At 46.1% G+C, this 19,128-nt stretch carries 16 protein-coding genes, 6 tRNA genes and 1 pseudogene; 9 read left to right on the top strand and 14 right to left on the bottom strand.

Going from position 1 to position 19,128, the window contains the following annotated elements; all coding sequences use genetic code 11:
* Positions 1-174 precede the first annotated feature (174 nt).
* The 6 genes from rpoD to rplU all read right to left on the bottom strand — a co-directional run bounded on the left by rpoD (position 175) and on the right by rplU (position 4,743).
* The gene (gene rpoD, locus V512_RS05640; RefSeq protein WP_347708251.1) at positions 175-1,302 is read right to left on the bottom strand and encodes an RNA polymerase sigma factor RpoD; all 1,128 of its coding nucleotides are present in this window, start codon (positions 1,300-1,302) and stop codon (positions 175-177) included.
* A 103-nt stretch (positions 1,303-1,405) separates the two neighbouring features.
* Positions 1,406-3,139, bottom strand: coding sequence for a DNA primase (gene dnaG, locus V512_RS05635; RefSeq protein WP_099829477.1), 1,734 nt, complete (start codon positions 3,137-3,139; stop codon positions 1,406-1,408).
* 64 nt (positions 3,140-3,203) lie between these two features.
* Positions 3,204-3,608, bottom strand: a complete 405-nt coding sequence (rpsI, locus tag V512_RS05630) for a 30S ribosomal protein S9 (RefSeq protein WP_099829476.1) — start codon at positions 3,606-3,608, stop codon at positions 3,204-3,206.
* Positions 3,609-3,620: 12 nt separating this feature from the next.
* Positions 3,621-4,145 (bottom strand): 50S ribosomal protein L13, encoded by a 525-nt coding sequence (rplM, locus tag V512_RS05625; protein ID WP_099829475.1) that lies wholly within the window; start codon positions 4,143-4,145, stop codon positions 3,621-3,623.
* A 27-nt stretch (positions 4,146-4,172) separates the two neighbouring features.
* Complete coding sequence (gene rpmA / locus V512_RS05620) at positions 4,173-4,418, bottom strand: 50S ribosomal protein L27 (protein WP_099829474.1); 246 nt, start codon at positions 4,416-4,418, stop codon at positions 4,173-4,175.
* A 1-nt stretch (position 4,419) separates the two neighbouring features.
* On the bottom strand, positions 4,420-4,743 hold the full coding sequence (rplU, locus tag V512_RS05615) for a 50S ribosomal protein L21 (protein WP_099829473.1): 324 nt from the start codon (positions 4,741-4,743) through the stop codon (positions 4,420-4,422).
* 245 nt (positions 4,744-4,988) lie between these two features.
* Between rplU and V512_RS05610 the strand changes: the two genes are divergently transcribed.
* Both V512_RS05610 and V512_RS05605 read left to right on the top strand, forming a co-directional pair.
* Positions 4,989-5,077, top strand: a tRNA-Ser gene (locus V512_RS05610).
* 37 nt (positions 5,078-5,114) lie between these two features.
* Positions 5,115-7,115 carry an alpha-amylase family glycosyl hydrolase gene (locus V512_RS05605; RefSeq protein ID WP_099829472.1) on the top strand — a complete coding sequence of 667 codons (2,001 nt, stop codon included), beginning with the start codon at positions 5,115-5,117 and terminating at the stop codon, positions 7,113-7,115.
* A 36-nt stretch (positions 7,116-7,151) separates the two neighbouring features.
* Here V512_RS05605 and V512_RS05600 read toward each other — a convergent pair whose 3' ends face one another.
* The 6 genes from V512_RS05600 to V512_RS05575 all read right to left on the bottom strand — a co-directional run bounded on the left by V512_RS05600 (position 7,152) and on the right by V512_RS05575 (position 7,886).
* A complete protein-coding gene (locus V512_RS05600) occupies positions 7,152-7,415 on the bottom strand; it encodes a stage V sporulation protein S (protein WP_099829471.1) in 264 nt (87 codons plus the stop codon).
* Positions 7,416-7,464: 49 nt separating this feature from the next.
* Positions 7,465-7,540 (bottom strand) — tRNA-Arg (locus V512_RS05595).
* A gap of 17 nt (positions 7,541-7,557) precedes the next feature.
* Positions 7,558-7,633 (bottom strand) — tRNA-His (locus tag V512_RS05590).
* A gap of 13 nt (positions 7,634-7,646) precedes the next feature.
* Positions 7,647-7,722 (bottom strand) — tRNA-Arg (locus V512_RS05585).
* Positions 7,723-7,798: transfer RNA gene (locus V512_RS05580), tRNA-Gly, on the bottom strand. It abuts the tRNA gene before it with no gap.
* A gap of 12 nt (positions 7,799-7,810) precedes the next feature.
* A tRNA-Pro gene (locus V512_RS05575) sits at positions 7,811-7,886 on the bottom strand.
* A 218-nt stretch (positions 7,887-8,104) separates the two neighbouring features.
* On the opposite strand from V512_RS05575, the gene V512_RS05570 reads away from it, so the two are divergent.
* Positions 8,105-9,019, top strand: coding sequence for an ABC transporter ATP-binding protein (locus V512_RS05570; protein ID WP_099829470.1), 915 nt, complete (start codon positions 8,105-8,107; stop codon positions 9,017-9,019).
* On the opposite strand, the gene V512_RS05565 is transcribed toward V512_RS05570, so the two are convergent.
* Positions 9,014-10,246 (bottom strand): Gfo/Idh/MocA family oxidoreductase, encoded by a 1,233-nt coding sequence (locus tag V512_RS05565; RefSeq protein WP_099829469.1) that lies wholly within the window; start codon positions 10,244-10,246, stop codon positions 9,014-9,016. The genes V512_RS05570 and V512_RS05565 overlap by 6 nt on opposite strands.
* Before the next feature lie 120 nt (positions 10,247-10,366).
* Here V512_RS05565 and V512_RS05560 point away from each other — a divergent pair, with 120 nt between their 5' ends.
* Positions 10,367-10,579, top strand: coding sequence for a transcriptional coactivator p15/PC4 family protein (locus tag V512_RS05560; RefSeq protein WP_099829468.1), 213 nt, complete (start codon positions 10,367-10,369; stop codon positions 10,577-10,579).
* 940 nt (positions 10,580-11,519) lie between these two features.
* Positions 11,520-13,445 carry a histidine kinase N-terminal 7TM domain-containing protein gene (locus tag V512_RS05550; protein ID WP_243392270.1) on the top strand — a complete coding sequence of 642 codons (1,926 nt, stop codon included), beginning with the start codon at positions 11,520-11,522 and terminating at the stop codon, positions 13,443-13,445.
* A gap of 67 nt (positions 13,446-13,512) precedes the next feature.
* Here V512_RS05550 and V512_RS05545 read toward each other — a convergent pair.
* Positions 13,513-13,968: pseudogene (locus V512_RS05545) on the bottom strand (ISNCY family transposase); the annotation flags it as partial.
* A gap of 386 nt (positions 13,969-14,354) precedes the next feature.
* Here V512_RS05545 and V512_RS05540 point away from each other — a divergent pair.
* From V512_RS05540 to V512_RS05525, 4 genes are read left to right on the top strand one after another with little or no spacing between them, the layout of a single operon-like run.
* On the top strand, positions 14,355-15,167 hold the full coding sequence (locus V512_RS05540) for a sugar ABC transporter permease (protein ID WP_180979919.1): 813 nt from the start codon (positions 14,355-14,357) through the stop codon (positions 15,165-15,167).
* Complete coding sequence (locus tag V512_RS05535; protein ID WP_099829463.1) at positions 15,164-15,994, top strand: carbohydrate ABC transporter permease; 831 nt, start codon at positions 15,164-15,166, stop codon at positions 15,992-15,994. The genes V512_RS05540 and V512_RS05535 overlap by 4 nt, the downstream gene beginning before the upstream one ends.
* Positions 15,995-16,023: 29 nt before the next feature.
* Positions 16,024-17,274 (top strand): ABC transporter substrate-binding protein, encoded by a 1,251-nt coding sequence (locus V512_RS05530; RefSeq protein WP_099829462.1) that lies wholly within the window; start codon positions 16,024-16,026, stop codon positions 17,272-17,274.
* Between the two features lie 57 nt (positions 17,275-17,331).
* Positions 17,332-19,122: a CehA/McbA family metallohydrolase gene (locus V512_RS05525; protein ID WP_099829461.1), complete on the top strand. Its 1,791-nt coding sequence runs from the start codon at positions 17,332-17,334 to the stop codon at positions 19,120-19,122.
* Positions 19,123-19,128 lie beyond the last annotated feature (6 nt).

Raw genomic sequence — 19,128 nt, 5'->3', positions numbered from 1 at the left:
TAGCCTTCTTTAATAGTTCGATCTGAGAAAGAATTCTGGGACTTGTTTCAACCGGTCTTGCTTTCTTTTTTTCGGCCAAGTTTTCACGTCCCTTCATACGTGTTTTCCATTATATACACTAGACTTTTCTCTCAAGTGATACATAAATTAAGACACTGTTATTAAATGGCTAAATTAGTCGCGCTTAGACGTATTAAGCATTCCCAACAGCGCCTTGAGCTGTTTACTCCTTGAAGGGTGCCTTAGCTTTCTGAGAGCCTTTACTTCGATCTGTCGAATTCTCTCTCTGGTGACGTTGAAGAACTGACCTACCTCCTCAAGCGTTTTTGTCTTTCCATCCAGAAGACCATATCTCATCTTCAGTACCATCGCCTCTCTAGGTGAAAGCGTGTCGAGAATCTGATCTATCTGTTCCCTGAGAAGCATCTTCATTGCCGCTTCCTCCGGCTGCTCCATGGAGTCGTCGTGAATGAAGTCGCCCATTGTCGATTCTTCGTCACCACTAATTGGTGACTCAAGCGAAACCGTCTCCTTCGATGCAGCCAAGATCTCTTCGATCTTCTCCGGCGTTTTCCCGGTGAGTTTCCCCAGTTCCTCGATAGTTGGATACTCCCCGTAGTCCTGCAGGTGTTCTCGAATGACCTTGTTCAGTTTGTTGATTGTCTCAACCATATGGACTGGAACTCTAATAGTCCTTGCCTGATCGGCGATGGCCCTGGTAATCGCCTGCCTTATCCACCAGGTTGCATATGTGCTGAACTTGTATCCCTTCTTCCAGTCGAATTTCTCTACGGCTTTTATGAGCCCTATGTTTCCCTCCTGAATTAGATCCAGGAAAGTAAGGCCCCGCCCTATGTATCTCTTAGCAATAGAGACAACAAGTCTCAAGTTTGCGGTTATTAGTTCTTCCTTTGCCTTCGGCTCACCCTTTTGAGCACGGCGTGCAAGTTCTCGTTCCCTGCTTGGCGTAAGAAGAGATATCTTGCCTATCTCCTTCAAGTACATTTTTATCGGGTCTTTGAGCGAGATGTTGTCGTACATTTCAGGTGTCGTTTCCAGGATAGATACTAACTCGTCTGTGCCTTCACTCTCTATGTCACCGTCTTCCTCTACTGGTTCCTTTTCAACGATATTGATTTTGTTCTTCTCGAATTCCTCATATATCGATTCAACAAGAGTTGAGTCAAATCCCTCGTAATCAGGAGGAAAAGCGCTATCTATATCTTCGTAAGTTATAAATCCCTTCTTCTTTCCTTGCCTTAGAAGCTTCGCTATTCGCTTGTCTATCTCTTCCTTTGTAATAGGAGCATTGTTTTCGCCATTTTCTTCCGAATCTTCATCTTCAACTGCAATCTTTGCGGCAAGCGATTTGATATTCTCTTCAATCACCTTTGCACTCGTCTTCTTACTCTTTTTCTGCTTTTCCAAATTGATCGCCACCCTTCATCTTTCTATCGAGCAATCTACTGAGCTCGATCCTCCTGACCAACAAAGCTCTTCTCGCCCCCTCGTCCTTTACATTCGGCATCTTCCTGTCGATCTCGGCCATCTCTTCTTCCACTAGTTTCCTGTTTGCATACTCACCTGTCTTTTCGAGTATTCTCTGAGCCGTTTCAAAATCTATGCAACTGGATGCCAAATCGATCAACTCTCTCCCTACAATCTCGTCAACCAGGTCCAGCAACTCCTCAAGCTCCAGACCTCTTTTCATTCCTTTCAGAATCTCCTTCAAATCTCTGCTCTCTGCAATCAGCTCCAGCTGCTTCACAACCTTTGACCTGAGTGAAGGGTGTTGCAGGTAGATTCTTACATGATCTTTCAGTTTAAGAACCAGTCCTCTTCCGATTTCACTTCTTGACTGTCCGCCAAGACCTCCCTTAAGGGCCAACTCGAGTTCGCGCTCAGAGTATCCTGTCTTCTGAGAAAGCGCAGCGATAGTTGATTGAACGGTCGCCAGATTGCCAGAGTTTCTGAAATTGATCACATATGGTTTCAGATACTCAATGAGATGTTTTCGCCCCTGAGGGACCGACAAATCTAGTTTCCTCGCAAAAAACTCCACTCTAAAAGCAGGTCCAGGTATAGCTGCCGCAAGAACTTCTTGAATCGCCTTTGCACCTTCAGAGACAAATAGGTCTGCCGGGTCTTTGTGATTTCGTGAGACAACTACAGCCGTCGAAAAATCGATCTTCTCAGCAATATCTATCGATCTTAGTGTTGCTGCCTGGCCGGCATCATCCGAGTCAAGAAAGAACAGCAAATTCCGCGTGTAATTGCCCAGAATCCGTAGATGTCGCTCCGTTAAAGCCGTTCCTAGCAAACCGACGGCATTGGTAATGCCTGCCTCAAAGAGCGAGATGACGTCAAAATACCCTTCTGCTATCACCGCGTAATTCAGCTGCTTGATTGCCCCTTTTGAGCGTGAAAGGTTGAACAAAAGTCTGTTCTTCTGGAAGTATTTCGATTCAGGAGAATTCGTGTATTTCGGTCCTTGTTCGGAAACCATGATTCTTCCCCCGAATCCAACTACTCTGCCCGATTCGTTGTCAATAGGAATCAGTAGTCTGCCCGAAAACCTATCCCTCAAAGAAGACCCTCTTCCAATCAATATGCCAAACTGAACAAGGGTCTTTTCATCGACCCTACATTTTGACGGCAACGATTGCTGAAAAGTTCTTTCATCTGGGGAGTAACCCAGCTTAAACTCGTCTATTGTGGCGAGCGAAATCTTGCGTCTATCAACAAGATACTCCATTACGGCTGAGTTGCCTTCTTTCAACTCACGACTGTAAACATCTGCTAGACGAGACATTATGGATGTGTATTTGTCGTATTCCGATTCCGTCGAATCGATTTCGACGACAATCCCTGCATGATCTGCAAGCCGCTTCACGGCTTCCGAGAAGGATAGACTCTCAATCTTCTGGTAGAAAGATATTACATCACCCTTCTCTCCACAGCCGAAGCAATGAAAGAAGCCCCTTTGAGGGTGAACATAGAACGAAGGATCGTTGTCACTGTGAAATGGGCATAATCCCCTGTAAGAGCTTCCGGCCTTCTGCAGGTTCACATAGCGACCGATGAATTCGACGATGTTTATGGACTTTTTTATCTCGTCGAGTTCCTCTTTGGTGAACACTGAACCACCACCGGCAAAAAAAGGCCCATACGTTCTATGTACGGGCCGTATTCTTTAAAATGTGTTAACGCTTAGAGAACTGAGGTGCTCTTCTTGCTTTCTTGAGACCGTATTTCTTTCTTTCGACTTCCCTCGAGTCTCTCGTTAAGAGACCGTTCTGCCTGAGAAGCTTCTTGAGATCAGGGTTGAATTTGACAAGTGCTCTGGCAATTCCAAGACTTATCGCTCCAGCCTGACCTCCGAGTCCTCCGCCATTGACTCTTATGAGCATATCAAATCTACCAATCGTGTTCGTCACCACGGAAGGTTTCAAAGCGCTTCTTACCCATGCGTCATTTGCAAGGTATTCCTTGAGGTCTTTGAATTCCTTTCCGTTTATCAGAAGTTTACCGGTACCAGGTCGCAGATGTACTCTGGCGACAGAGGTCTTTCTTCTACCTGTTCCGTAATAATTCACAAAGTCAGCCATGCCTCAACCTCCTCATTTAACCAGTTCAATCAATTCGGGTTTCTGCGCAGCGTGGTCATGCTCCGGGCCAGCATATACTTTCAGCTTCTTTAGCATTTTCTCGCCCAAAGCCTTCTTTGGGAGCATTCTCTTGACTGCGAGCCTAACGACTCTTTCCGGGAACTTGTCCATCATCTGTCTTGCCGTTCGTTCCTTTATGCCTCCCGGATAGCCCGAGTATCTGTAATATATCTTCTGGTCGAGTTTCTTGCCGGTAAGCTTGACTTTGTCGGCATTTACTACAATGACAAAATCGCCGGTGTCGAGATGAGGAGTGTAGTAAGGCTTGTTCTTTCCCATAAGAACCATAGCGATCTGCCCAGCAAGTCTACCGAGTGGAACGTCAGTTGCGTCGACGACGTACCATTTCTTCTCTATTTTGTTGCCATTGTGATCAACGAGGTAACCGAGAGTCTTCTCGATTTCTCCCTTTCTTTTCGTCTGCACCTTGGAATGGGTAACTGCCCATCTGCACAAAGGTGTCTTCTGAGTTTTCATAGATGCAATCCTCCTTAACAGAACAGCTTACTCGCTGTAGACACTGACGTACTTGCGGTTGTTTTTTTCTTCGAAGTGAACCTTGCCGTCTATAAGTGCGAAGAGGGTGTGGTCTCTGCCCAGTCCAACGTTGTTTCCCGGGTGTATCTTTGTTCCCCTCTGCCTTACGATTATCGAGCCTGCCCTAACGGCTGAAGATTCACCTCTCTTAACCCCCAGATAGTTGGGATTACTGTCTCTTCCGTTCGACCTACCGGTGCCTTTCCGGGCCATTTCATTTCACCCCCGTATCGATCTTCTCAATAGAGACTTCTGTGAACCACTGCCTGTGACCGTTTACTCTGTCGAAGTTCTTTCGGGGACTAAACTTTACGACCAGCACCTTCTTGTCTCTACCGTGAGAAACAACCTTGCCTACAACTTTTGCGCCGTCCACATAAGGCTTGCCTACAATCGGTTCCTGTCCGTTGTGGACGAGAATTACTCTGTCGAAGACAATTTCGTCTCCGCTTTCCTTCCCGTTCTGCCTTTCGGTGAAGAGAGTCATACCTTCCTCGACTTTGTACTGTCTTCCCGAGGCTTCAATGATGGCGTACACTAAGAGCCACCTCCTCATGCAATAAAAATGTGCTGAAACGAGGTACCTTTCGGATTTAAGACCTGCTTCACGCACGAAAAAACCGCTCGCGATCAAAATTCTATCATATGTAGTAGGGTGAGGAGAGTGTCTGAGTAACATTATCATTACGAACGAGAAAGAGTTTCAAACTGGTTGAGATCCTTCTGTGGTGCAAGTTTACCATATTGACAGCGCTACAGCCCGTGATATAATCGATTCAGAACGGAGGCGTATCCTAATTGGCTAAGGAGCCGGTCTCGAAAATCGGTGGGGTTGACGCCCCTTGTGGGTTCGAGTCCCACCGCCTCCGCCAGAGGGCGGTCGTGCCCTTATTTTTTGGAGGTGGTAATGTGATCCTCGACAGGATCGAACAGCTTCTGAAGAGCAAGAAGGGTAACCTGAATTACTCTATTCCTAAAGAGTGGCTGCCTGAAGGATATTCAGGGACTGTCAAGCTAAGAGACCGATACATATTCGTTGATCCGTATGAATATGGCTCAAGTATAGTTGAGAGAATTACTGCGTTGGCTGAAAAGGATACAGACTACTCGAGACCTCTCGGAAGAATCAGAAATGAGAGCGGCAACTCCTGGATCAATTCGGCAATCATATACGGCTCATTTGTCAGAACTACAACCGCTTACTCGCACCACGACCCTGAGTTCTTCTCTGATCTGGATTCACAGGAGTATTCCGAATCTGGAACGTTTCTCAAGATGATCTTCATGCTGCCTTTTCTCTCGAAGATGGGCTTCGATACTCTTTACTTTCTGCCGGTTACGAGCTACAGTGATAAATTCAAGAAGGGTGAGCTAGGTTCGCCCTATTCGGTGAAGGACTTCTTTTCAATAGACAAGCGGTATCACGATGTGTTGCTGGAGGATATGGATGTTGAAGAAGAGTTCACGGCGTTTGTTGAAGCGGCTCACGTCATGGGAATGAGGGTTGTCCTAGATTTCATACCCAGGACCTCGGCCCGTGATTCTGCACTCATTCTCAAACACCCGGAGTGGTTTTATTGGATAGACGCATCTAGACTCGACGAGTACAGGCCGCCGAAGATCGAACCGCTTGGATTCGATCAGGCAAAGGTTGAGACTTTGCCCATCATATATTCCAATGAAAACGTAAAGAAGCATCTATCGCTTTTCAGCCACTCGCCAGCGAAGCTCTACCCCGAGAAATGGAGAGACTTCGTAGCTAGCCACGACGGCACTGAAAGCTTTCTCGATGAACTAGTCTCTGAGTTCGGCCTCATAACCCCGCCGGGCTTTTCCGACTGGATAAATGACAACCAGCCCACTTGGGACGATATAACTTTTCTAAGACTCTACAAGGATCATCCAACTGAATCCCGCAAGTTTGTTAGTGAGGATCAACCGCCTTATGTCCTATTCGATGTTGTCAAGTCGTCTTTCTTTCCCGGAAGCGAGCCGATGGCCGATCTATGGGAGAGTATAGAAAACATCATGCCCTTCTATAACGAAAGATTCGGTGTAGATGGAGCTCGACTAGATATGGGGCACGCACTTCCTAGGGAGCTTGAGCTCAGGATTATTCGCAAGGCAAAGGAGAGAGACCCATCCTTTGCAATCATTGCCGAAGAGCTTGTTATGGGTAACGATGAAAAGGCCAGGCAGTCAGGCTACGACTGTATTCTGGGAAACACATGGTGGATGGAACCGAGAATAGATGAAGGAAAGTTCAAAGAGCTTGTGTATAAAGTGCTGCCAAGTCTCAGGCTGCCCACTTTGGCAGGAATAGAGACTCCCGACACGCCGAGGGCAGCTTCCAGGCCTAATGGAAGGAAATTCTCCAGGTTCGCCACAATTCTCAACTACTTCCTGCCTAATGGAATCACCTACATAAATTCGGGACAGGAGGTTTTCGAGATTCAGCCGATGAATCTAGGCCTGGATAACGACGAAGAAGGCCGTTACGTTCTTCCACCCAACGATCCCTTTTACGGAAAGCTCGCGTTCTTCGATCCTTATGTGCTCCACTGGAATGCCGAAGAAGATATGATAGACCTCATTTCTCTCCTTTCTTCATTGAGAAAAAGTAATTTCGATTTGTTGAGCGCTGGCAATCTCAAACTAATGTGGGAAAATGACTTGAAGTCGGCCGGATTGTTCTATTGGAACGGCACCAAAGGGCTGCTTACGGTAGCAAACGGAGATTTTTCTAGCATGAAGGATTTCCACATAGATCTTGGCTATCATACATGGAAGAGTGAACACAAGGTCTCCTGGAGACTCAAAGGGTTCGACGCTCACTCTGAATGGAATGTTGGTGGAGGTTTCCATTTGTCATTGGGTCCGGGCGAAGTAGCGGTAGCAGAGATCAAATGAATAAAGGGCCCCTAAGGGGCCCTTTTTGTCTATAGGTTACTTCTTCGGTTCTACATAAAACCTTACTGCCGTTCTCACTTCACCATCGATTTCAACGTCAGAAAACATTGGAACACATACGAGATCCATCCCGCTAGGAGCTACATACCCTCTTGCAATTGCAATCGCTTTTATTGCCTGATTCACCGCTCCTGCTCCAATTGCCTGAATCTCCGCAAAGCCCTTCTCTCTGAGTACTCCGGCAAGTGCACCAGCGACTGCATTTGGTTTTGAGTGGGTTGCTACCTTAAGGACTTCCATGACTGCTACCTCCTTTGAGACCTGTCATGCTACTGGGAGAGATTTAGGATGGTGCGCCCGGCAGGATTTGAACCCGCAACCATCGGAGCCGAAATCCGATGCTCTATCCGTTGAGCCACGGGCGCATGAAATAAAGAAGGAGTGGGGTGGCTGGCGGGGTTCGAACCCGCGACCGCCTGATCCACAGTCAGGCGCTCTTCCAACTGAGCTACAACCACCACGAACATTGCATGGCGCGCCCGGCAGGACTCGAACCTGCAACCCCCGGATTAGAAGTCCAGTGCTCTATCCATTGAGCCACGGGCGCTGGAGCGGCCGACGGGAGTCGAACCCGCAACATTCGCCTTGGAAGGGCGATACTCTACCAATTGAGCTACAGCCGCACTAATGACCATTGGTCGGGAAGACAGGATTTGAACCTGCGACCTCCTGTGCCCAAGACAGGCGCGCTTCCAACTGCGCTACTCCCCGTTCACGAATCTAAATATATCAGATTTTAAGGATGCCGTCAATAGTACAGAGTCGAAGTAGCGCGAACGGAGGATCGCATCAAAATAATTCACTCCCAGTAACTTGTCAAAGATCTAGGCTAACATTTAGACTGCAGTGGTATTATGTGGTTCAACACAGCACAACTTCAAGAGCCATATACAGGAAATGTAGTAGAATACTTGATGAGGTGGTTATTCGTGGCTGCAATTGTTACATCGAATCTGGTGAAAGAGTATGGTTCGTTCAGAGCGCTTGATGACGTGGCGCTTTCGATAGATCAAGGCGACCTTTTCTGTCTTCTTGGACCAAATGGGGCTGGGAAGTCGACTCTCATTAGAATTCTAACAGGATTGATCAAACCCACTTCCGGCGATGTAAACGTCTCGGGAATGGATCTCAAGACCGAAGCCAAACAGGTAAGAGAGAAGGTCGGTCTCATTTCTGAGAGAGTGATTCTTTACGACCGTCTCTCTCCATTTGAGAATCTGCTCTTCTTTGCTTCAATGCTGAGAATGGATAGAAAGTCGGCCGTTGAGCGAATCCATCTTCTTCTCGAGAAGGTGGGAATGTCTGACTGGAAAGACAAGCCCGTAAGAATCTTTTCGACGGGGATGAAGCAAAGAGTGAACTTCGTGAGGGCACTGCTTCACGAGCCGTCGATACTCTTCATGGACGAGCCCACTCTCGGTTTAGATCCACAGTCAACAAGAACAATCAGGAATATGGTGAAAGAGCTTAACGAATCAGGGGTAACTATCGTGCTTACAACACACATTATGAGTGAAGCAGAGCACATCGCGAAGTCAGTAGGCATCATGCATAAAGGCAAACTTGTCTCTAGCGGAAGAATTGAAGACATCCGATCCTCTCTCAACAAGGATCAAGTTATCGTTACTATAAATGGCACGCCTTCGATTTCGCTGAAAGGAATTGATGGCTATCTTAGTGAAAGTAGATTGAATGGAGTTGTGAAGATCAACTTCCAGCAGGGATGCACTATTGAGGATATTCTTCCCAGGATCCTGCAAATGAAGCTTGAAGTTATAGATATCGAACATAAAAGACCCTCTTTGGAAGACGTCTTTGTAGAGCTTACCGGTGAGAATTCATAGATTTATAAGACTCCAGGGATCAATTGGTGTACCTCCCATGAGCCTGGACTTCTCTGCGGCCCAGCACATTAAATGGCTCTGAAGTGAGTCTTCGAATGTAGTGGATAAGGACCCTGCTTCCCCTTCAAGGTATCTCACAAAACTCTTTACTATTTCACTATCGCCGCCTCCGTGCCTCGAGCCATCGTGGGTAGCAAGATAAGTCTTGTGGTCGCCTGAAAAGAGCTTGACTTCTATACTGTCTCTTTCAAAATCGCCGGTTATCTCGCCATGGCTACCACTGACAAGGATCTTCCTTGTCTTCGCGCTTGTGAATGCATTCATCGAGAAGAAAGCATCGACCCCGTCATCAAACGAGATAAGCACATTCTGGTAATCTGCGACACTGTTATCGCTTCTGAAAACGCATCTTCCGTAACTGCTCGTACGCAGAATCTCTCTGCGACTCTCAAAAGACATGTCGTTTCCGATAGTGTTCACAGGCCAGTCGACATTGTCTGATAAGTATTGCGTAACAGCGGAATATGGACAGGTTTCGTTCAGAGGGCAGTCCAAACATCGTTCAGCTGAGTTCTCGGGTGCGTTCTCCTTTCTGAAATACTTGAGTCCGCCTTTAGATATTACCGAGAGAGCCTTCGAAGAAAGGAGCCAGGTGAGAATATCCATATCGTGACAACTCTTCGAGAGAATAGAGGGACCGGTACGCGTCGAGTCTCTCCAGTTACCCCTTACGTAGGAGTGAGCGAAGTGATAGGAAGCGACCTGCTCGGTGTACTCAACTGCCTGTATCATTCCAACTGAATCAGAATCAAGGAGAGACTTCAGCCGCTTGAAAAAGCTGGAATACCTCAACACATGAGCAACGAATAGCCTGGAGGTATCTGCACCCAAGTCTGCTAAAGATTCTATACCTTCGAGCCCGACAGAGATAGGTTTCTCTAAAAGAACGAAGTAACCTCTTGCAAGCGCTTGTATGGCGGGTTCCACATGTTCTGTTTCCGGAGAAGCAATTATCACACCGTCAGCGAATTTAGGTCTCGAAAGAAGAACCTGCCAATCTGCGACAGAATCCTTGGTGCCTATACTATGCCTCTTTGCAAATCTCTCTCTTCTTAATTGATCGGGTTCGGCCACAGCGACGACCCGAGATCCATCTATAGACCTTAGCGCCTCTCCATATGCAAAGTATCCCCTGTTACCGGCACCTATCATGATCAAATCCACCACAGAAATCTACCACCTTCCCACTTGTAAATTGATTCTAACACTGACTTTCAAAAGCGGGATAGCCTAAGTTGTTCGAGTGTGATATAAAGGGAAAGATAAAAATTGAAAGGAGTGAAGAGTTTGACAGACATAAAGAGAAATGACACTGAGATAGTTCGAGTCTCGAAGAGAGAGTTTAAAGGCCACGAATTCCTGGATCTCAGGATCTACTATCAGGATGATGAAGGCGACTACAAGCCGACGAAAAAGGGAATCACAATTAATCCCAAACTGGTTGATGAACTGATCGACGCTCTAAATAAGGAGAAAGATGCACCGCCCGTAAAAGAGTAGCTTCTTGCTAAATAGGGACTAGATTTAGGCTTTGAAGAGACGTCCTTAGTTGACCGTCCAAGAGAGAAAAAAATCTGTTCTTCGTTCCAGAGCGAGGATCTGTTCCTCGTTCTTGGTCAAGATCATATTGTGAGAGGATGCAGATCCTTACCGGAAGCGCGCTAGGATGATCCAAAGCACGAAAAGGCTATCATCCCGTTGTGCTCCTAGCAAGAGCGGTTCTTGGTTGTTCGTTGTTGGTTGTTGGTAAGAGCATACAAGAAAGGAAGCACCAAATTCGTTTCGCTCTGAAATTTTCCCCTCATGTCATCCCATAGAACCTGCCCTGAAAAGCTTGCCCCAATATGCACCTGTTTGGGGTCTCCCGTTCAGGGCAAACTGGATTTCGATACTCTTTGATTTATGGGGGGCTCTAGCTCTTTGTTCTTGACCAACCGTACCACAAACGATGGTTCTTAGCCCGGTGCAGCCGGAACTGGCCGCACGAAATCGGTTTGATGTTCTTCTAGTTTTTCTCGCCACTGCTTGCAGTGACTGGCCTCGCCAAAGGCGAGTCCGGCTCTCTCTCTTCTCTCGTGAGCAAAGCGAACCTCTCGACAACGCTCTTTCTCGTTTTTTTGTTCAGCCGACGAAGTCGGAACTGGCCTTTGCGAAGCAAAGACTGGCCAGGCGAAGCCTGACTGGCCACGGAAGGTGACTGGCTAGTAAGGTCCCATTTTCTTTCTGCTAATTTTGTCGCCTCCTGCGAAGCAGCATCACTTCCGCCGGCGATCTTACGGCGCATCACTTCCTGCGCAGCAGCATCACTTCCTGGCGAAGCCAGCCATGCATCATGGAACTTGCAACTGAGTATTCACAAAGTGCAAGGAAGCTGATCTGTGGCTTATGAATAGGGGCAAAGTATATAATTACAATATGAGATCACAATGGAGTGTTTGAAATGAATACTTATGCTTTTTTGACGTTTCTTGCAGCGGGTGTATGCTTTGTAATGGCTATACTGTTTTCAAGGCGGAGAGGGATTCTTGAAGCCGGGATTCTAAGCCTCTTGATGTTCTCGATTGCATGGTGGGCATTCTTTTATGCAGTTGAATTGCTCGGGCATGACCTGGAAACAATGAGGCTTCTCAACAAGATCTCATATCCTGGAATAGTATGCACGCCGGTTTTTCTCTTTCTTTTCTCGATGGCAATTCTCGACAAAAGAGAGTGGTTCACCTGGAGAAGGATCTCTTTGCTCTTTGCTGTCCCGGTGGCGGTGCTTGTATCGATGTGGACGAATGAGGTTCACTGGCTCTATTATTCAGTCAGCGAACTGGATCTCAGTGCATCCTTTCCAGTACAGAGACTTGTCCATGGTCCGCTTTTCTGGTTCGGAATCTCTTACAGTTATGTACTGCTTCTTTTGAGCATAATCTTAATTGCTCAGCAATATATTCTTTCGAGAGGGCCTTATAAGGGTCAGCTGAAGATGATTCTGCTTGGGACTTTTTTCCCGGTACTCGTGAATCTAAATTACCTCTTTGGATTTGTCGATTTCGGATATCTCGACATGACTCCGATTGCCTTCACTCTTGCCGGGGTGTTTATGGCGCTAGGTGTTATGAGGTACAGGTTATTTGACATACGACCCGTTGCCAAAGAGACGGTTTTCGAAAGTCTGCCTGACGGTGTGATTATTACTGACGATAGAGGAACAGTCGCCGATATAAATCCTATGGCCTGTTCGATGTTTGGTGTGGAAAGTGAAAGCTCCATCGGACTACATTTCAGTGACGCTTTCAAAGGTATCGAGCCTATTGTGAGCTTTCTTGGTTCCGATCTATCGAAGTCCGATCTAGAGGTGGGAGAGAAGATAGTAGATTCCAGAAAGACGACAATCTTCAGCAAAGGTGGAAAGACAAGAGGTAGCGTCGTTTTGTTGACCGAAATAACGGAGAGGAAGAGAGTCGAAGATGCGTTGCGCCAGAGTGAGGAGAGGCTTGCGCTTGCTGTGAAAGGTGGGAATGTTGGTCTCTGGGACTTCAGAATCAAAGAAGGAGAGCTATCCATAAACGATAGGTACTATCAGATTATGGGTTATTCTACGGGCGAACCGGTTATTGCTTTCCAGAAGTGGAAGGAGCTTGTTCATCCTGAAGATCTTCTGCCTTCACTTGAGGAGATGGACAAATGCTATAGTGGAGAGACAGATCATTTCGAAATAGAATACAGGATGCTTTCAAAGAGTGGTGAGTGGATCTGGGTTCACGATAGGGGAGAAGCTGCAGAGAGAGACAAGAACGGAAGGGCCACCCGTATTCTTGGAACTCACATTGATATTTCTCCCACTAAACAGATTGAAGAGGCTCTCCGCGAGAGCCAGGAGAAGTACAAGAAACTTGCAACTACTGATATGCTTACCGGTGTCATGAATAGATACTCACTCGATGAGCTGTTGAAGACTGAAACGGATCGATCTAAGAGATATGGAATTCCGCTTTCTTTGCTTATGCTTGATCTCGATAATCTCAAGACTATTAACGATAACTCCGGTCACCTGGCCGGCGACGAAGCTCTAAAGGAGATGTGTTCTTTCGTTCAGTCAAATATCAGGAGTTGCGACCATCTGGGAAGATGGGGAGGCGACGAGTTTCTGGTATTGGTTACAAATACGGATCTAGAGGGTGCGATGAAAGTGGCGGAGAAACTACGCTTTGGCCTCAATTCCCTTGAACCGAAAGAATGCGGGAAATTGAGCATAAGCATTGGAGTTTCCACGCTTCTTGATGGCGAGAGCGATTACGACAGATTACTTCGAAGGGTGGATAAGGCCCTTTACGAGTCAAAGAAGAACGGCAAGAACAGAGTTACCTCGCTCATCTAGTTGTGTTTCACAATAGACCTCTTTAAGGATTTGGGTGTATAAGAACCGGAAGGTGATGCATATCGCTTATGTGTTTCTTCAAGAGAGTACCGGGTTTTGTATGTGACCTACCCTTCAGTTCCATCTTCTTCCTTTCACTTCGAAGAAGTCTATCGATTGTAGAGGAACTTATTTCCAAAAGCTTCTGCTTAACTTCTTCCTTCAAAGACAAATGACCATTCTTGATCAGATTCTCTATCGCCTCTTCAATAATCGCTTTGAATCTCTTGCCGCAAGGAAAGTCCAGGATCTCCCATATCTCAACTAGTTTTCTCAATACTTCCAAATCATATTTCTTCTTTCTTCCGCGCCTCTTTGTGAACTTGCTTCTCTTGTTCTTCTTAGAATAACCTCTCCTAAGTTTTAGTGATGCATAGCTCCGGTTGTACTCAGTTAATTCAGTAAATTCGTCAAGGATTCTACTCTTCTCCTTCTTTCCAGCCTTCCTGTACTTCTCTGAGTATTTCTCAATCAATCCAGTCATGTCTATTCTCTTCATCTTCGCCCCTACCTCTTTCAACTTGGCATTCGCGAAGATTATCCCCTTCATCCTTACCTTTCGAGTAGTTTCATTTTTGATGCATCGTTACCCTTTTCAAGTAGATTATTTGTGATGCATATCGAAGAGTTGATTTTGCTCTTGTTATTATGCTAAACTTATTCCAGCGTGACAGAGATGATGAGAAAGTCGTGCCAGTTATGAGGTTGCGGCTTTTTTTATTTTGAGTGATCTTTCCCTGATGTTTGTTAGTCATAGTTTCGTGCAGCAGTTTCTTTCATATTCGGAACAGTGGGGTGATGTATTTGCGGCGCCGAACTCGGGAAGCGCTTACCGGCTGGGCAACTGTCTTACCAGCGTTGGTAGTTCAGGTGATATTCATTTATTTGCCACTTGTGTGGGCTTTCTATGTCTCTTTCTTTAGCTGGAACATGATTAGGCCAATGAGGTATGTAGGATTTCAGAACTATGAAAGACTTTTTTCGTCGGCCGACTTCTGGAACTCCATGAGTGTAACAGGCATCTACATTCTTGGTACGGTCATTCCTTCGGTTATCATTGGGCTCTTACTGGCAGCTCTTCTCAATATTGAATGGATAAAGGGAAGAGGAATCTTCAGGACGCTCTTCTACATTCCGGTTATCACTTCAATGGCCGCTGCTGCAGTAATATGGGGTTGGCTGTATGAGCCGAATTTCGGGTTAATTAACTATTTCCTGTCTTTCTTTGGTATAAAGAACATCAAATGGTTAAGTGATCCGAATTATTCGCTTCTTGCATTGATAATCGTCGGTGTCTGGAAGCGAATAGGTTATAACATGGTTCTCTTCCTCGCCGGGTTGCAGACTATACCAAGAAGCTACTACGAAGCGGCTGAGATAGACGGAGCTACTGCGTGGAGCAAATTCAGGAGGATCACGCTCCCTCTTTTATCGCCGACGACTCTGTTCGTTTTCATTATGCAGTTCATCGCATCGTTCAGGGTGTTCGTCTCCGTTTCTGTTATGACGAGCGGAGGACCGGCGAAGAGCACACAGGTTATTACCTATTATCTGTATGAGAATGCATTCCGTTATCTGAAATTCGGATACGCATCGGCGATTGCTGTTGTTATGTTTGCTATGATGATCATACTCACCCTGTTGCAGTTTAGGCTGAGCAAAAGGAGGGTGCATTATCAATGAGAAGAAAACCTGCCCTGCCGATAAGGCTAATTGTCTACGCAGCGATCGCTTTTGTAGCGGTAATCATCAATCTTCCTTTCTTCTGGATGCTTGTTACCTCGTTCAAAACAGAAGATGCTGCTTTTTCGATTCCGCCAAGCTTTCTGCCGACAATCTTCGACTTGCGGAATTTTGTGAAGGCTTTTGAACTCATTCCACTTGCCAGATATATTGGGAACACGCTCTTTGTAGCTCTTACTGTAATGTTCCTCCAGTTGATCTTTAACTCGCTTGCGGCTTACGGGCTAGCCAGGATAAAGTTCAGAGGAGCCAATATCGTTTTCATGATCTTGATCGGAACTCTAATGGTACCACCTGAAGTTACCATGGTTCCACTTTATGTGTTAGTCAAACAATTCGGTTTCATCGATAAGTACCTGGCGCTCATTGTTCCGTTTATGAGTTCGGCCTTTGGGATATTTCTATTGCGTCAATTCTTCATGGGTATTCCAAGAGAACTTGAAGAGGCAGCAATCATAGATGGAGCAAGCAGAATGAAGATTTTTGTGAGGATTATACTGCCGTTATCCAAGCCGGCTCTCTATACTATGGCTTTATACACATTTCTTGCACACTGGAATGAATATATGTGGCCGTTGATAGTAATTAATGATGCAAAGAAGCAGATGATTCAAGTTGGTATTTCCCAGTTTGTTAGCGGTTGGGAGACTCAGTGGACACTGCGAATGGCGGCCTCCACGACGGCTGTAATTCCGATTATAGTCATGTTCTTCTTTGTTCAAAAGCAATTTGTGGAAGGTATCAGTATTTCGGGGTTGAAAGAGTGACCCAAATTTTGAAAGGGGAGGTTTTTTTTGTGAAAAGAACATTTCTAATCGCACTTCTAGTAGTAGCCGTTGCTGCGATAGGATTCGCTGCACCGGTGAAGGTAACAATGTGGTATGCCCAGACGGGCATATACTCCCAGACACTCCTGGATATTGCAGCGGAGTTCAATGAACTGCATAAGGGAGAGATTGAGGTTGAGGCCGTTTACACGGGAAATTACCAGGATACCATGCAGAAGCTTCTTGCAGCCATGGTAGCTGGTGACGTTCCAAATCTTGCACAGATTGAGCAGGCAAGGATAGGTCAGTTTGTTGACGGAGGTGCATTCCAGGATCTCAATTACTTCATCGAAAGAGATCCAGAATTTGCTGCAACACTCGACGATTTCTGGCCGAGATTCATCCAGGCAAATACCTATGAACAGGGATTGCTTGGGTTCCCGTTGAACTGCAGCACCCCGTTGATGTACATCAACAGGGATCTCTTCAGACAGGCGGGCCTTGATCCAGACAATCCTCCAAAGACCTGGACCGAAGTCTATGCCGCCGCCAAGCAGATAAAGACGTTGGGCGAAAATATCTTCGGTTACAGATTTGGAATCGATGACTGGCTTCTCGAAGCATACATCTGGCAGTTCGGTGGGCAGATCATCTCGGAAGACGGAAGAGAAATGCTTATTTACTCTCCGGAGACAGTAGCGGCATGGAATTTCTTCCAGAAGGGAGTTAGGGAAGGAATATTCATATTCGGAGTTAGCGGCGGAAATGAATTAGACTTGTCTGGAAGAATCGCGATGGTAGTCCGTTCAACCGGTAGTCTCGGTTATCTTATACAGAACGCAAAGTTCGATCTTGGTGCAACTACGATGCCCGGTCAGGTTAAGGAAGTTGTTCCGATCGGTGGAGCCAATGTCTTTATGTTCTCCGCAAGACCTCAGGCAGAGAAGGATGCAGCTTGGGAGTTCCTGAAATTCCTCACTGCTACTGAGAATACGAAGAGATGGTCACTGGCCACGGGTTACATGACCAGCAGAATCTCTGCCTTCGAGTCTCCGGAGATTCAGAAGATCATGACAGACGATCCAAGATTTGCTCTCACTTATCAACAGCTGAGAGACAGCGCTGTTAGGAGACCTTGGTATGGACCATATCCAGAAGTACATGCAATGATAACTTCTGCCTGGGAAGATGCAATGTCTAACCCGACAAAAGACGTTGATGCAATTCTGAAGAATCTACATAAAGAAGCTCAGTACGTACTCGACGACTACTACTTTTGATCCATTGTGAACATGCTGAGGGCAGCGTTGGCTGCCCTCTTTTTTAGAGGTGATGTTATGAAGAAGTTTCTGGTAATTGTTTTCCTCGTTGCCGCCACACTTATCTTTGGTCAAGTTTTCTTTGGAAACATCCACGCACACACTTCGTATTCTGACGGTCAAGGTACTCCAGAAGAAGCCTTCGAACACGCAAGAAATTCCGGTGTTGTTGACATACAGGCAATAACCGACCATGACCACGATCTAAACTACAAATTGCCAGATGGTTCGTGGAAGCTGGATAGGATTATTGAGATGGCAAAGAAGTACACCGTGGAAGGTGAGTTCATCGCCATATCTGGCTTTGAATGGACGTTGACAAGTCGCGGTCATATAACGATCTACAACACGTCGGAATGGATTGATAGAAGCACTACAGACCTTTACGATATTTATCAGTGGATAGTGGATAGACAGGCAACTGCTCAATTCTGCCACCCTGGAAGGAATTACGGTGATTTCTTCGATTTCGAATACTTTCCCGAAGTTGATCTTTATATAAACACTATTGAAGTAGGAAACGGGGCAGGGTCCAATTCGAACAATGTGATTAAGGAAGAGTATTTCGAGAGATATCAGCGAGCACTGAATCGGGGTTGGCACGTGGGAGCCTCTGCCAATCAAGACAATCATCAAAAGCAGTGGGCTACTGTTAATGACGCAAGAACTGCGTTCATTATTGATGAGTTGACTACGGATAAGGTTTACGAAGCTCTCAAGACAAGAAACATCTACGCCACAGAAGATAGAAACGCCTACATAGCATTCGTCACTGAAGGGGCAAAGATGGGCGACATTCTGTACGACATTCATAAGGCAACTCTGCGTGTTGAGTATAGCGATCTCGGGGAACCTGTAAGAAGGGCCGCAGTATACAGCAACAATGGAGTCGTTGAACTTGACGTTTCCGGTGATGAGTGGATCATAGAACTGAACGTTGATAACCCGCTCTCATACAACTGGTACTTCGTAAAGATCGACCAAATCGATGGGAATGAAATCGTCTCTTCGCCAATTTGGTTTCAAAGCAGCACTAACAAATATCTTCTGAATGCGAGAACAATCAGTCCAAAGCCGGTGAAGGGGCTTCCATTTGAAATCGGCTTCGACCTCATCAACTCTCTTCGAGAGGATCAACTGATTTCCGTTGAAGTGAAGAGCGGAGAGAAGACTATTTTGGATAAGGACTATGAAGTCTCTTCTATGACTTGTGCGGAAATAACTGAGACTCTTGAAACGGAAGAAGCGGCCCTAGACTTCTTCGTTGACGGTGAACTTGCATTCAGAATCAACGTTGATTTCGTAAGCTTCTTAACGCACCTGGATACTTCTCACGAGAACTACTTTGTGACTGAATTGAAGCCTTTGACGCAGTTCTTTCTGGAACTCGGGGGTGAAGTGAGACCGGTAATTGGGGAGTTGACGGAGAAAACTACTTTCAGCGGTCAGGTGCTGATTCTTCCCTTGCCTGATTCAGATACTTTCATGAAGGACTTTATGGAGATCTCAGAGAAACAGATCGATTTCATTGTTGATTACGTGGAAAACGGAGGATTGCTGGTCATTGTCCTTGCAAAAAAGGAGATCACTCACTCATCTATAGAGAGCTACAAGTTGCTTTTCGAGAAACTGCCATGGGTGGTTGAACTTGAAAATGGCGGCAGGTCAGTTTCTGGAACGAGTACAGGAAATCTGGAAATCGAGAACGGCGGCGGAGTCGTAATACTTACTTGGGACGAGGCGACTGGAAAGGCCTCAATAGATGAAGGAACAAAAGGGTACATCGAGTTCAAACTGGGTCTGAGATGAAGTGAG

Source organism: Mesotoga sp. Brook.08.105.5.1 (assembly GCF_002752635.1).
In the GTDB taxonomy this organism is placed as follows: domain Bacteria; phylum Thermotogota; class Thermotogae; order Petrotogales; family Kosmotogaceae; genus Mesotoga.
Note: the sequence above shows the minus strand (reverse complement) of the source record. Positions and strands in the feature narration are given on the sequence as shown.